General features: G+C 48.3%; 12 protein-coding genes and 1 tRNA gene. 2 read left to right on the top strand and 11 right to left on the bottom strand.

Features of this window, described 5'->3' with window-relative positions; genetic code table 11:
- Positions 1–46 precede the first annotated feature (46 nt).
- Complete coding sequence (gene ppk2 / locus D8Y20_RS01030) at positions 47–901, bottom strand: polyphosphate kinase 2 (RefSeq protein WP_121541176.1); 855 nt, start codon at positions 899–901, stop codon at positions 47–49.
- Positions 902–1111: 210 nt separating this feature from the next.
- Between ppk2 and D8Y20_RS01025 the strand changes: the two genes are divergently transcribed.
- Positions 1112–2671 (top strand): Ppx/GppA phosphatase family protein, encoded by a 1560-nt coding sequence (locus D8Y20_RS01025; RefSeq protein WP_121541175.1) that lies wholly within the window; start codon positions 1112–1114, stop codon positions 2669–2671.
- A gap of 2 nt (positions 2672–2673) precedes the next feature.
- Here the strand turns inward: D8Y20_RS01025 and ppk1 are convergent, their stop codons facing one another.
- The 10 genes from ppk1 to D8Y20_RS00975 form a co-directional block, all read right to left on the bottom strand.
- Positions 2674–4779 carry a polyphosphate kinase 1 gene (gene ppk1, locus D8Y20_RS01020; RefSeq protein WP_121541174.1) on the bottom strand — a complete coding sequence of 702 codons (2106 nt, stop codon included), beginning with the start codon at positions 4777–4779 and terminating at the stop codon, positions 2674–2676.
- Positions 4780–4942: 163 nt separating this feature from the next.
- Entirely contained in the window at positions 4943–6244 is a 1302-nt protein-coding gene (gene hflX, locus D8Y20_RS01015; protein ID WP_121541173.1) for a GTPase HflX, read from the bottom strand.
- A complete protein-coding gene (gene miaA, locus D8Y20_RS01010; protein ID WP_121541172.1) occupies positions 6237–7208 on the bottom strand; it encodes a tRNA (adenosine(37)-N6)-dimethylallyltransferase MiaA in 972 nt (323 codons plus the stop codon). Before miaA ends, hflX begins: the two co-directional genes overlap by 8 nt.
- Positions 7205–8380: a cation:proton antiporter gene (locus D8Y20_RS01005; RefSeq protein ID WP_121541171.1), complete on the bottom strand. Its 1176-nt coding sequence runs from the start codon at positions 8378–8380 to the stop codon at positions 7205–7207. Before D8Y20_RS01005 ends, miaA begins: the two co-directional genes overlap by 4 nt.
- 47 nt (positions 8381–8427) lie before the next feature.
- Entirely contained in the window at positions 8428–10278 is a 1851-nt protein-coding gene (mutL, locus tag D8Y20_RS01000) for a DNA mismatch repair endonuclease MutL (RefSeq protein ID WP_121541170.1), read from the bottom strand.
- Between the two features lie 191 nt (positions 10279–10469).
- Positions 10470–10748, bottom strand: a complete 279-nt coding sequence (locus D8Y20_RS00995) for a peptidylprolyl isomerase (protein WP_121541169.1) — start codon at positions 10746–10748, stop codon at positions 10470–10472.
- Positions 10748–11023, bottom strand: a complete 276-nt coding sequence (locus D8Y20_RS00990) for a PQ-loop domain-containing transporter (RefSeq protein WP_236075174.1) — start codon at positions 11021–11023, stop codon at positions 10748–10750. Before D8Y20_RS00990 ends, D8Y20_RS00995 begins: the two co-directional genes overlap by 1 nt.
- Positions 11024–11044: 21 nt before the next feature.
- Positions 11045–11794 (bottom strand): TSUP family transporter, encoded by a 750-nt coding sequence (locus D8Y20_RS00985; protein WP_121541168.1) that lies wholly within the window; start codon positions 11792–11794, stop codon positions 11045–11047.
- A gap of 215 nt (positions 11795–12009) precedes the next feature.
- The gene (locus tag D8Y20_RS00980) at positions 12010–13242 is read right to left on the bottom strand and encodes a UbiH/UbiF/VisC/COQ6 family ubiquinone biosynthesis hydroxylase (RefSeq protein WP_121541167.1); all 1233 of its coding nucleotides are present in this window, start codon (positions 13240–13242) and stop codon (positions 12010–12012) included.
- Entirely contained in the window at positions 13235–14500 is a 1266-nt protein-coding gene (locus tag D8Y20_RS00975; protein ID WP_121541166.1) for an FAD-dependent monooxygenase, read from the bottom strand. The genes D8Y20_RS00980 and D8Y20_RS00975 overlap by 8 nt, the downstream gene beginning before the upstream one ends.
- 515 nt (positions 14501–15015) lie before the next feature.
- Here D8Y20_RS00975 and D8Y20_RS00970 point away from each other — a divergent pair.
- Positions 15016–15102: transfer RNA gene (locus tag D8Y20_RS00970), tRNA-Leu, on the top strand.
- Positions 15103–15314: the final 212 nt, after the last annotated feature.

Below are 15314 nucleotides of genomic sequence, written 5' to 3'. Positions count from 1 at the left end.
GAGGGTGATTAGCTCACCCTCCTTTTTCAATCATCAGTAAATTTATTCAGAATCTTTTTTGCCCCTTACGCAAGCGCTCTCGCTGCATCAACTCAATTTCACGCGCTCCGGAAACCACCACATCATCATCAGGTATATAGTTCAGCTCTCTATTAATCTTTTCATAGTCCACAGCATTAAGGATTGATTTGATAGCATTCAAACGGGCCAGATGTTTATTGGTCGAACGAATGACCGTCCACGGAGCAGCGGCAGTATGCGTACGTCTTAACATCTCATACTTCACCTTATCGAAATCATCCCAACGTTCCTGCGCCATCACATCAACTTCAGACAACTTCCACTGCCTGAGTGGATCATCCTTACGGCGATCAAAGCGTTTCTGCTGCACATCCTTGGTCACTGAAAAATAGATTTTCACTAGAATCGTTCCCTGACGTACCAAGTCCTTTTCAAACCCCACCACTCCTTTCATGAAATTTTTATACTCCTGATCACTACAAAAGCCGAACACCGGTTCCACCATCGCACGGTTATACCAACTGCGATCAAACATGGCGATTTCACCACCATGTGGAAACTGAGATACATACTTCTGAAAGAACCACTGACCACGCTGCTCTTCGGTCGGTTTACCTAGCGCTATGATGCGATAATGTTTTTCATTCATATAGCGGCTGACACGGCGAATGGTGCCGCCCTTGCCCGCAGCATCCCTACCTTCAAACAGGATAATCATACGCTTCCCTGTCTCTTCCAGATATGTTTGTAAATGAATAAGCTCTGCCTGAAACGGCTTGAGTTCCTGCTCCTGCTGATATTTAACCAGGATCTTTTTTATCTTCTCATCACTTAAATCATTTTTTTCTGCCAGCGCATCAAAACAACGGACATTCGTCATTAGCTCCTCCTGTGAACCACTGCACTGGATTACTTCACCTGTTGCCTCTGTTGTCATGACAATCATACCCCTTTGATAGTTATTCCCCGCTTGAAAGGAAAAAACAGTATACAGCACTACTATAAAAAAACCAAACCGATACCGTCGCATGTCAAATGAATATCAAATTAATTTGTTGGCCTCGTATTGAACAGCAGGCATCATAAGCACATGGAAATTATCAACCTCGTCGAAGATGATGCACTACCCGAACCGGGTGCCATGGTCGCCGCTATTGATGTTGGCTCCAACGCTATTCGTATGGGTGTAGCCACGCGTGATGCAGATGGCATGCCCAGGCTCATTCAACGTTATCGTGAAGCCGTACGGCTGGGGCACGATGCCTTCACCACTGGCATCTTGAGCCAGCAAACCATGGATGATGCTGTAGAGGCCTTTAGTCAATTTCGGCGCATTCTCGATCAACAACAAATTGGTACCTATCGCGCCACTGCCACCAGTGCCATGCGTGACTCCAAAAACGGAGCCGAACTGGTCAAGCGCATCCGGGATGAAACGAATATTAAGCTGCAACTTATCAGCGGAGAGGAAGAAGCAAGGCTGGTGCATTACTCTATTTCCCGGCGCGTGGATCTGGCTGATAAATTCACCCTATTGGTAGATATGGGCGGCGGCAGTGTGGAGATCACGCTTTGCGACAACGGCGAGGTGGTTGCGTCCCAAAGTTTTAAAATTGGTACCGTTCGTCTGCTCGAAATGATGGGGAAAGGTGGAGACTTCAATACACTTCTCTCTGAATATCTGGATGGCATGCGCAAGAAAATTCGCGAACAAATTGGTAAACGCAAAGCAGATCTGTGCATTGCTACCGGAGGTAATGCCGGTGCCATCGGTGAACTAGCGCACCAGCTGCTGGCAACCGAGTCTTTACAACAGATCAGCCGCAAAGAACTCGGCATATTGATTGATGAAATATCCGTTCTCAGCTTCGAGGAACGCGTACGCGACCTGGGATTACGTCCCGACAGGGCCGATGTCATATTGCCTGCAACCATGGTGTTTTATGAAATCATGGCTTTGGCTGGTGCCAAAAAGATGGCCATGCCAGATGCCAGTCTGCTTGATGGTATCATTCTTGATATGATGGACGGAGAAGAACGTACTTTCCTGTCAAAACGCAACAATCTTATCGCCTGGACGCGCAGCCTGAAAAGGAAATACCATGTAGACCAAAAATATTGCAAACACGTCGCCAGGCTTTCGCTTGCCCTGTTTGACCAAATGGCTGCCACGCACAAACTGGGACATCTGGAACGATTGCTATTAGAGGTAGCTGCACTGGTACATGAAATAGGCATGTACATCCGTGTTGGTGGCCACAATCGTCATGCTGCTTACATCATCTCGGTCTCTCCGCTACTAGGTTTGAGCAAGCACGAAAAGGCCTTATTGGCTCAAGTTGTACGTTATCAACGTAAAGCGGCACCTTCGGAAGCACATCGTGACTTTACTAGTCTATCGACTGAAAATCAGGCCAAAGCCTGGCAATTAAGTGCTTTGCTTCGGCTCGGCATCGCGTTAAACAAAGAACGACGAGACCGTGTACACAATATTTATGTCGAAACAGATCATCATAATATCACACTACATCTTGAAGGCGATGGTGACTTGATGCTGGAACGCTGGGCTGCTTTACAAACCGTCGATTACATTAAGCAGGCTTTCGACAGAAAACTACACATTGACCTCAATGTAAAAGCAGACACATAATTTCACCCACCAAGGCGACCAAGCGTCTTCATAAGAAGCAGCTGCGCACTACGTAGCTTGGATTTTGAACGCACGCGTCGATAATCACCTTCCTTACGCATTGCCCATGCGCCTGTGTTATCGGTCAAATATGGCCGTAAACCCAATGTCATAATCTCACGCGCCAGTTTTTTGTCACGTACAGGGAAACATGTTTCCACACGCCTGAGCAAATTGCGTCCCATCCAGTCAGCACTTGCGCACAGCGTTTCAGGTTCCCCACCATTATAAAAATAAAAGACGCGTGTATGTTCGAGGAAGCGGCCGAGTACTGAACGAACGCGAATATTATCAGAAACCCCCTTGATGCCTGGCCTCAAGCAGCAAATACCACGCACAATAAGGTCAATTTTCACGCCAGCCTGTGATGCCTTGTACAAGGCCCTTATCATCTCGGGTTCTTCCAAACCATTCATTTTAGCGATAATACGACCCTTTCCATATACTTTGGCATTGGCCGCCTCCAATCCAATGCGTTCAATCAAACCGCTATGCAGTGAGAATGGTGACTGCAACATGGTTTTCAATTTGGACACACGTCCCATACCCGTCAATTGTTGAAATACCCGATGCACATCTTCACCCAGGTCAGGGGCACAGCTAAGCATGCCGAAATCAGTATAAAAGTGAGTGGTAATGGTATGGTAGTTACCTGTACCTAAGTGCACATATCGGCATAGCTTGCGCCCTTCTCTGCGCACAATCAGCATCATTTTACAGTGGGTTTTATAACCAAGCACACCGTAAACCACCTGCACTCCAGCTCCACTCAAGCGGTCAGCCAGCGCAATATTGTCTTCTTCATTGAAGCGTGCACGCAATTCGATCACCGCCACAACTTCTTTATTGGCACGCGCTGCTTTAACCAGAGCGTCAACAATCGGTGAGTCAGGCACTACCCGATACATCGTCTGTTTAATAACCAATACATCAGGATCTGCTGCTGCCTGATTAATCAGCTCCACGACAGGTTTAAAACTCTGAAATGGATGATGCAAGAGCACATCTCCGCGTCGAATGACACTGAACATATCCTCATCCTCAAGCTGTAAACTGGCAGGCACACCCGGGTCAAACTGTGGATATTTGAGGTCAGGACGATCCACATTGTCATAAATAGCTGCCAGCCGGTACAGGTTAACAGGCCCATTAACCCGATATAAATCACTTTCATGCAAATTAAATTGTTGCAACAAAAACGTATATAGTTCTTCAGGACATTTATTCGACACTTCCAAACGCACAGGCGCACTAAAACGGCGTTCAAGCAGTTCACCTGCCACCGCTTTTTTCAAATCATCAACTTCTTCCTCATCAACGATTAATTCACTGTTGCGTGAAATGCGGAATTGGTGACAAGATTTTGCCTTCATACCCGGGAAGAAATCACCAACATGTTCATGAATAATCGAGGACAAAAACACAAAGTTATGTTCTGAATTGCTAATATCATCGGGTAACTGAATCACACGGGAGAGTGATCGTGGAGCTTGCACAATGGCATACTTAGACTCACGTCCAAATGCGTCTTTACCATCAAGGGCTACAATGAAATTGAGAATTTTACTCAGCACACCTGGAAAGGGGTGCGACATATCCAGCCCAATCGGAGTCAGCACTGGTAACAATTCGCGTTTAAAAAATTTACGAACCCAATCGGACTGCTCGTCTGTCCATTCTACGCGAGGTAAAATGCGAATCCCTTCCTCGCGCAAGGCAGGCAACAGATCTTCATTGAGCAGGTTATATTGCTCCGACACCAATTCTTCAATTCTCTCGCGCGCTTTCAACAGTATATCCGTTGCAGTCAAACCATCCGGCCCTGTACTCAACGAACCAAGGGCAAGCCGATGCTTCTGAATAGCTATCCGAACTTCAAAAAACTCATCCATATTCGATGTGTAAATACATAAAAACCGAAGCCGTTCCAACAATGGTGTATTGGGGTCACCAGCCATTTCAAGCACACGCCGATTAAATTCAAGCATACTTAAATCACGATTGATATAGAGATCCTTATGATCAAGCGGTAAATTTGAATCTACTGGTTCAGATACTGTTTGTGGCACGTTATCTCCTTGCCAATATTCAACATATTGGTGAGTCGTTCTAAGCCGACCTATTCATGAATAGGCCGGGTTGATAGAGCATCTCTATCTAGATATTGAGCTGATGCGCAACTCAACAAAGGTTCGCACGCATACTAGTCTATAAATCATCACATTGATTGAGTCAGCGCAATCGATGGAAGCCATCATCTTCAATAAACTTTAACGCATCAAGTGTATTTAAGCGAACCACAACATGCATACTATCATCATCACAATTTTTACTCAGCACCGCACCGCGCTGATAGCAGAACGCCAGGCCTTTCCCATCCGAAAGATTCAATTTGAGATGCATTTCACGCATCTCCTGGCACAGCCAGTCGGTCAGCAATTGCACCAGCGCGTCCATGCCTTCGCCGGTAAGCGCAGAAATAGCCATGCGACTGCCGGCGATCTCATCGGCACGATAACTCTCAAGCTCCGGAGCAAGATCCTTCTTGTTCAAGACTTCAACAATCGGAGGCGCATAGTCGCCTACCAAACCCAACTGCTCGAGTGTTTCATGCACAACCTTGGCATGCTCAGCCTTCATCGGATCAGACGCATCACGCACATGCAAAATGAGATCTGCTTCAATCACCTCTTCCAGTGTCGCTTTAAAAGCATCCACCAGTTCATGCGGCAACTCCTGCACAAAACCCACCGTATCGGAGAGCATCAAACGCAAGTTATCTCCTATCTGAAGCAAACGCAGGGTCGGATCAAGGGTGGCAAACAGTTGATCTGCCACATAGACACCGGAATTGGTCAGAAGATTGAACAGGGTTGACTTGCCCGCATTGGTATAGCCCACCAAGGCCACGGTTGGCATATCTTTCTTTTGCCGGCCAGCCCGCTGTGTGGCTCGCATACGTTTTATTTTTTCCAGATCTTTTTCAAGAGATATGGCCTTATCCCGGATCATACGTCGATCCAGCTCAATCTGGCGCTCACCAGGTCCGCCCATCAGACCAACCCCACCACGCTGACGTTCCAGATGGGTCCAACTGCGCACCAGTCGGCCCATCTGATAATTCAGACTGGCCAGCTCAACCTGCAAAATACCTTCTCGCGTGCGGGCACGGGATGCGAAAATCTCCAGGATAAGACCTGTACGATCTACCACTTTGGCTGTCCAGGCGTCCTCAAGTTTACCCTGCTGTACCGGCGTTAAAGGGTGATCAACAAACACCACTTTTGCCTCATGTTCTTCAACCAACAAGCGCACTTCCTCAACCTTGCCTGAACCAAACAGCGTAGCCGATGTAATACGCCGCACATTCACGCGCGTTGATTCAACCAGCTCACAGCCACTGGAATCTACCAATAGATCAAACTCTTCAGCCCGTGCCTTCCAGGCATATGCACCAAGCTGTTTGGTAGGAAATTCAGGATGTACGCTGATGGCGATATCCTTCTCTAATGCGACATCATGTGTCTCAGCCATCTTCTACCCCTGTTTGTTCACTTTGATCAATATGACCAATCTTATCTATCTGCCTGTGCATACAAGCCATGATGAACGTCTGAATTGCTTGCGCATCGCCATGGATTGCATCTTTCGCCTGGTGATTAAACCATGTTACCTGTCGTTTAGCATAACGCCGGGTCGCTGTAATGCCATCGGTTAACGCTTTATCCACACTCAAATCACCATGCAGATGGTCCAGCAATTGACGATAACCCACTGCCCGCATCGTAGGATGTGTATCAGGCAGTTGCAGCGCATCCAACCATTTCACCTCTTCCATCCAACCATCGCTCATCATCACGTCAAAACGATCCGCCAAACGCTGACGCAACACGTCTCTGGCCACATCAAGCACAAATACAGGACAATCAATGGCAGGAATATCGGCGGCCTGCTTTTGCCATACACTCAATGCTTTGCCGGAACTCTCATAAACAGACAGTGCCCGCATGATGCGTTGCGTATCGTTCTCTTTTAAGCGCAATGCCATGTCCGGATCGCACGCCTGCAATAAACGATACAATTCAGCAGTACCTAAAGCGTTCTGCACCGCTTCCAGATGTGCCCTGACTTCAGGTTTCTCTTCCGGAATATCTGCAAAGCCCTGTGTTAGTGCCTTCAAATAGAGTCCCGTCCCACCCACAATGATCGGGACTTTACCCAACGCATTCTGCGCCCTGATATGGATGCGTGCCTCATTGGCCCAGCGTGCGGCCGAATAGAGATCAGGCAGTTCACAACAATCGACTAAAAAATGTTCAACCTGTGTTCGTTCATCAACTGTCGGCTTGGCAGTACCGATATCCAGCCCGCTATACAGCTGCATCGAATCACAGCAGATAATACTCATGCCCGTAGCTTTCGCCACTTGCATGGCCAGCGCAGATTTACCCGTGCCTGTTGCGCCCATCAACGCCACAGCCTGTAATGCTGCACTCATGACTCCCTCTCCCTCACAACACCGCGCATACGGGCGAAACGTTTGATCAACATCAACCATATTGGGCTGAGCATCAGGGTCAGTGCAATGACCAGAACCGTCAAACTATGCAGAGGCTCATCAATCAGCGCGACATGCAAACCAATCGCAGCCAGCAGGAATGAAAATTCTCCAATCTGACTGAGCAGGCCAGCCGTCAATAATGACGACTCCCAATCTTCACCGAGTGCACGCATGACGAACACATTAGTGCCTGCATTAAATAGAAATACCAACAGCGTGGCGACAACGACAACCCAAACATGAGCAATCAAATAATCGAGATCTACCAGCATACCGATGGAGAGGAAGAACATCGCCATGAAAATAATATGCACCGGTCCCAGATGATCATGCACCCATTCAGACTGATCCGATGAAGCGAGCAGTACACCCGCGAGAAATGCTCCTAGTGCAGGAGATAGCCCCAACCAGCCAGTCAATGTGGCCGAACCCAGACAGAGCAACAGACCAAGCATCATGCGGTGCTCATCACTGCCAAGCAGTGCATCGGGAATATGAAAACGCCCTGTACGCATTAACCAGATTACAAAACCAATCACTGTTACACCACCGGCAACCTGAACCACCAGTGATGAGACAGTGCTCTCTTCACCGCCTCCCAGCATGCCTAGAATCACCATCATCGGAATAATTGCCAGGTCCTGCACCAGCAGCACGCCAAGTGCATTCTGCCCCAACGGCAATTCGATTTCGCCGGAATCCTGCAATATTTTCAGCACCACGGCGGTACTGGAAAGACTGATAATAAAGCCGTACAACACCCCCTGCTGCCAACTCATATCAAACAGCATCGCCAATGCCACGCAGGCGATTACACTCACAAGTATCTGAATATTGGTACCGATAAATGCTATTTTCCAACCTTCTAACAAACGCGGAATCGACACTTCCAGACCAACAAAAAAGAGCAGCATGATCACACCGATCTCACCAATACGGGTCACCAGACCATGATCTTCAATCACTGCAAAACCGGATGGGCCGAGCAACACGCCGGTAAGAATATAGGCTACCACAATAGGTAACTTCACACGCATGGCGACATAAGCCATCAACATGGAGAAAAACAGTACAATGGTGATAACCAGAATCACCGGATCAAGATGCATCTAGTGCTCCATCCTTAACAATCGGTATTCTGTACCCAACAAACCTCTCACTCTTTTCGCCCGAACAGACGATCAAGATCATTCAGCGATAGTGACACATAAGTCGGACGACCATGGTTGCACTGTGCGATATTCGGCGTCTGCTCCATCTTTCTTAACAACGCTTCCTGCTCTTCATGTGACAATAAACGTCCTGACTTGATCGACCCTTTGCAAGCCCGATTGCCCAGCCAACGCTCCAGTACGCGCGCCTGTCCACTGGATCCGGCTTCTGATTCTGCTCCAAGCAGACGACAGGCCTCAATCAATTCCGCCACCAACTCAGCCACAGGTTCTGTCGAAAGCATGGCTGGCACAGAACGAATGCAACAGGACTCCTCGCCGGTCACATCAATCTCAACACCGAATGACACCAAGGCATCATCATGATCATGCAGCCAGGCTGCTGATTCAGCAGCCAAAGAAAGACTTACCGGCTCAAGCAACATCTGCGTAGCAATACGCGCACCCGCCAACTGCTTTTTCAGTTTTTCATAGGTCATGCGCTCATGGGCTGCATGTTGATCGACCAGAATAACACCGGATGAAGTCTGGGCCAGAATATAACAGCGATGAATTTGAGCCAGGGCATGTCCTAAATCCAGCCCCCCATCTACCTGATAACAGCCTTCCGGTTCATGCGCTGAACCGCTGGCAAACAGAATACGCTGGAGATCTACTGGCATACCTGCAGCAGAAGAGGCCGGCTGGCGCACAGGAACCCTGAAATCACCGGATGAGAAATTCGGCATGGAAGCATTAGCAAATGCGCCAGAAGAAGTACCCGCCTGGCGCTGATAGTCTGAAGAGCCCGATTGCTGCATGGCATGCATGGCCTGATCAGTCGTTGTAGATGCTACCGATTGCCCCATGCGTTCAATGGCTGCACGGATACAGGATACAACGCCTGCACGCACCGTCTGTGGTGATTTGAAACGTACTTCACGTTTGGCCGGATGAACATTCACATCCACATCGGCCGGATCTATTTCAATGCGAATAAGCCCTACAGGGTATCGATCATGAAACATCACATCGCGATAGCCCGCTCGCATAGCTGCAATCAACTGTTTATCACGGATAACCCTGCCATTGACCAGAAACATCATTTTGGTGGAATCACGATGATGGAATGTAGGCAATCCCAAATGGCCAGAAACCAGCATACCTTCATGCTCAATGCTTAGCTCCATACTATTCTCAGCAAATGCATCACCCAGAATTGCTATGATACGGGATCGCTCATCCTGACTGGTAAAATTAAAACGACTACGCCCTTCAATCTCCAACTGCATTGCTACACCAGGGTTGGCCAACGCCAAAGCGCGAAAGGATTCGGCAATCGCGGCTTCTTCGGTTTTATCTGTACGCATAAAATTCAGACGTGCCGGAGTATTCAAAAACAGATCCAGCACCTCAATACGGGTGCCATGGCGCGGTGGGGCAGGACGCGTTTCGGTCTCAGCTCCTCCATCCACACGCACTTCAATGCCCTCGCTGCTACCAGCTAAAGCGGTCTGCATGCGAAAGCGTGAAACGGAAGCGATGGATGGCAGCGCCTCACCACGAAAACCATGACTGGCGATGCGATGCAGATCATCTGAAGACGCAATTTTACTGGTGGCATGGCGCTGCAAGGAGAGTTCAGCATCGTGCGCCGACATGCCACAACCATTATCTTCAATCACTATCGATTTTTTTCCGGCCCCAGTAATGCGCACAACCACCTTGGTGGCGCCAGCATCAAGTGCATTTTCCATCAGCTCTTTGACCGCCGATGCAGGCCGCTCAACCACCTCACCGGCAGCAATCTGATTGGCCACCTGAGGCGACAGAATATGAACCACGGAATTACTCATAGTGTCTTGATCACTGATATCAAACCTCTCTTTTCAAACACTCCTGAAACCTGAGTAAAAAACAGAAAAAACACCACCCCAAAGGAGTGATTATTTAGCCCTATTTCAACGGAAAGAATAGAAAGGTCTCCCTCCCCCGCTAGCAGGCTGCCGATCGTGCAGTCTTTTCTGAACGATATAAAGGCTCGTACTTAATTTCTAAAATAGACCACAATCAGATGAAAGCCGAATTTACTTTTCACCGGGCCGTGCACTTTCGAAAGCGGTTTATTGAAGATGACCTGTTCAACAGACTTCACCAATTGCCCCGGATAGATCTCACCCAAATCACCTTCGCGCTTTTTTGAGGGGCATAGAGAGTATTTTTTTGCCAGCTTGGCAAAGTCTTCACCCTTGGCTAGGCGCTGTTTCAGTTCTTCAGCTTCCTGCCTGGTTTTGACCAGAATATGTTTGGCCATCGCACTGCGCATTATGTGCTCCTAAAACGCATCATCATGGCCAGAATAGCTAGACAGCAGCACGTACCAAAAACAGACACGGCCACCATCATCCACTGATCCAGATGCACATAATAGGCTGTAAACATACTCGATGCAGAGGCAAACACGGCCCATTGCAAGAATGACAAGCCATCCACATTCTTAGTTTTATAGGTAATACGAAGCTGATCCACAAAACCTACCGTAAATGACAGCGCCGCCACCGTGCCCATCAATTGCCAGCCATCAATATTTCCTAAACTCACTCAACACCTCTTTACTGTCACTTAAAGCACATTTTCAAACTGAGCCGACAGACCAACCATACATATCAGTACCAGCACAGCGCCTATCACCTGTTTAAACCTGGTCGCGTCACCTGCCATCAGGTGATCATGCAACTTCAAACCAACTACATGGCCAATAGCGGCGCATGGTAACAACCACAGGTGATGCCACCACCAGAAATTCACATCCACCGACCACAATACGGAAAGTTTGATCACCACCAGTATAAACCACAGCACAAACAAGGTGTTGCGCAACATCTCTTTGACCACGTGATGGGTGAACACCGCCACAATCAGCGGCGCGCCAATGAGCGACACACCGGCAGCATAGGCGCCACTCATCAGCAGCACATGATCAGCCCAACGATTATTACTGCGGATCTGAAACTTAAACAGATAACAGCAGGCATAAAACAGCGTGGTGAGATAGACAAACACCACCACCCACTCAGAAGGCAGCGTTAGCAGCCCGAACACCCCAACCAGCATGGGAATGATCATGATAGCGAGTGCTTTTTTGAGGTAGGCCCAATCAATATGCTGCATGCGGGAACTGACAGTGATCGATGAAAAGAAGAGCAGGTGAATACCAATCAACGGCAGCCAGACCAGTGCATCATCAACCACCAGCAGCAACAGCGGCAAACCAAGAGCTGCTCCACCAAAACCCAAACCTGAACGCACAAAACCGGTCCAGACAAAAATCAGTGCAGCAGCAATATATTGCCAGTTTTGCAAATCATCCATATTGTAAATTCAAAGGCATCTACCGCAGAGTACGCAAGGTTGCGCAGAGGAAGTCAGATGCAGATTAAACTGGCAGGTCATGTAGACAGCTATCGGGCGCAGCATTTGTGGATATGGGTAATACTGATTGAGCACTTAATCTCTCTCCCTGCTTCGCTTTTACCCTGCGTAACTCTGCGTCCTCAGCGGTAAAATGTTTTTATTAATAAGAATAGTTACGTGCGAATTTGTTTTGGAACGGGTAAAGACAAGCCTGTCGAATTACGCATGAGTAGATGTTTAATCGCTCCGGCATTACCAACCATACGCATGCCCAACCCACGCGCTTCTTTCAGGCCCGGAATGTTTGTCGTGAACACCCGATGCAGTCCTTCCATAGAACCCATGACCGATAACACATCAGGCATACGCTGTTTCATATAACGATCTAAAACCGCCAACTCGCCCCAATCTTCTTCAAAGCGTTTGGCATCAGCGATTTCCTGCGCCAACACCATGGCATCGCGCAAGCCTAAATTCACGCCCAGACCAGCCAGAGGATGGATACAATGCGCAGCATCGCCAACCAGTGCCACGCGTTCACGCACCATATGTTTGGCCAACTGCCCTTTTAACGGGAAAGCAGCCCGATCACCGGCTTCTGTAATACGACCAAGCACAGGACCAAAGGTGAGATTCAATGCATCCAGGAACTCTTCATCGGACATCGCCAACAGACGATCCGCCTCGGCATTTTCTGCACTCCAGACAATGGAGCATACATTATCACTCAACGGTAATACGGCTAATGGGCCGGTTGGCAAAAAACGTTGAAAAGCGATACCACGGTGCGGATGTTCAGCACGCACGTTCACCACCACACCTTTCTGCGCATAATCACGCTGCCAGACACCGATATTAGCCTGCTCACGTACCCATGAGCGACCGCCATCAGCCCCTACAATCAATGGTGTTGTAATCACCCGCCCATCAGCAAGCCTTACCCTGGCCGGATTCTTCGAACAATCTTCTTGCGACCAATCACCCGGCTGCCAATCGATGGCTGTGATTTCAGCCGGCGAATAGAATTCCACATCATCACTATCCAGCAATGTTTTATGCATAGCCCGCTGCGTGCAGGAGTTCTCAATCAGATAACCTAGTGCATCTTCTTCAATCTCGGATGCATCAAAGCGGATACCACCCTGCTCCTGATTATCCCAAATCTTCATGCTGCGCATAGGCCCTGCATCATCTTTGAGATGCTTCCACACACCCAAACCTTCAAGAATGCGTACATTGCCCATCACAATGGCTGACACACGGCAATCTCTACCGAGGGAGAGACGCACTGGCGGCTCACCACGCTCGACAATCACAATACGCAAACCGGTATGCCTTAAAGCACAAGCCAGCGCCAAACCGACCATGCCACCACCAACAATCACTACATCAGCATGATCACGCATGAGGAACCTCCGGGCGTTTAAACTGTTTAAATTGGGCAAGACCCGAAGCCTGTTGCAACAACAGATCAGCCAGAGCTGGCACGCTGGAAAGATTATCCAACCCCATGCCGCGCAACCATTTCATGCCGGGCACACTACTGCCAAAGATATGTGACATCGACTCGGTAAATCCCGCCACAGCCATCACATCACCACGTCGCTTCTCTGCATAGGCCTGCATCAGAATCGATTGGCCTGGATCAACGGATGCATCCCCTTGCTGTGCTTTGGCGCGAGCAAGCACTTCAATCAACGTCTCTACATCACGAAAGCCCAGATTCATACCCTGCCCTGCTACCGGATGGATGGTATGGGCAGCATTTCCAAGCAAGGCCAGTCGAGACTGGGCGAATGATTTGGCGATAGTCAATTCAAGCGGGAAGCTGGCGCGTTTTGATATCCCGGTAACCGCACCGAGTTTCGACATCGTAGATGCCCCGGCGGCTTTTTGCAGGGCATAGATAAAGGACTCATCATCCATCGCCAACAGCTGTGTTGCTTCAGCCGGTGTGGCAGCCCAGACAATAGAGAAACGACCATCAGCCAACGGCAAAAAAGCCAGCGGCCCCGATGACCTGAAACACTCATGTGCTGTCTCCTGATGGCCAAGCTCTGTAGTCACCGATGCCACCAGTCCAAAACGATTATAATCCCAACCAAACACACCAATGCCCGCCATAGCACGTATCTGGCTATAAGTACCATCAGCACCGACCAGCAAAGCTGCTGTAATTGTGGATAGTTCATCGTCACGGCGTATTTGAATCGAGACCTGATCCTGTTGTACTTCAAAGGCTTCAATGCAAGCCGGTGCAATCAGTTCAACCGATGAGTCCTGCAAAGCCCGATACATCGGTTCAAGCAGATGCCCCATCTCCACAACATGACCCAAGGCATGTTCATTATCAGCGCTCTGTAGATCATCTGCATGCAAATCAAAACGTCCACGATTGCCCGGTTCAGTGACAACAATATGACGGATATCACCCAAACCAAACGCTTCAATCTCTTTCCACAAACCCAAAGCTTCCAGATAACAACGTGAACCATCATTCAATGCCACCACGCGCTCAGGGTTGGTCGATGAAAAAAGAGGTTCGCGCAGTTCAACGATAGCCACACTATAATTCAATCGATCCAGTTCCAGCGCCAGCACAGCACCAATGGCACCGCCACCAACGATGACAACGTCAAAATCTATATGTTTTGCAAGCCCCATGATCTCTCTTTCCCCTACCAAATATAAGTTCATATCCTTGCCTGTTTATGCCGGATTGCAAGATAGACTATCTGAATGGGAAACAGCAGGAGAACTCCAACTACTAGGGCAATCGCATTAAAACCTTAAAAAACATTCACCGCCGAGGACGCAGAGTGACGCAAAGTAGAAACAAACAATAAACAATGATTTTGCTGCTCTCTCATTGGTATGGTGATTTATCATGGTTCAATGATTGTTCTTTTTGCTCCACTACATTCATATTGAGCCCTGTAATACAATACTTTTGACTTTCTCTGCGCAACTTTGCGTACTCTGCGGTAAAAAATGCTGAATACATGTATAAAACAGAGGATATTTAATATGTCATTACCCTACTCCGGCGACTACATACTCTATTGACAGCTTCTCTGATAATGACATGATTCGCGCCGTCTTAAAAACTGAACGTGTTTCTAAGACTGAAGTCTGTCTTAATGGTGTTGTCGCAGACTAATAGCTAAACACACTAATCTGCCGGGATGGTGAAACTGGTAGACACGTTGGATTCAAAATCCAATGGCTTTACGGCCGTGCCGGTTCGACTCCGGCTCTCGGTACCAGCAATAAAAGGCGAAGTGACTTAATGTCACTTCGCCTTTTTGCGCTAGGCCTGTGCTCTAAAAAAGGTATTACTTAATATCACGCGGGTCTTTTCCGTTAGACTTGTATCTAAAACATTTATCACGGCAATCAGAGAATTGCTGCTTTAAGCAAACGTTGATGCTTGCCCTAATATGCGATGAAACAAAAAAAAAGCCCCTGAGCTGGGTAG

Source organism: Mariprofundus sp. EBB-1 (assembly GCF_003665155.1).
Lineage (GTDB): Bacteria > Pseudomonadota > Zetaproteobacteria > Mariprofundales > Mariprofundaceae > Mariprofundus.
This window is presented reverse-complemented; position numbering and strand designations above follow the sequence as displayed.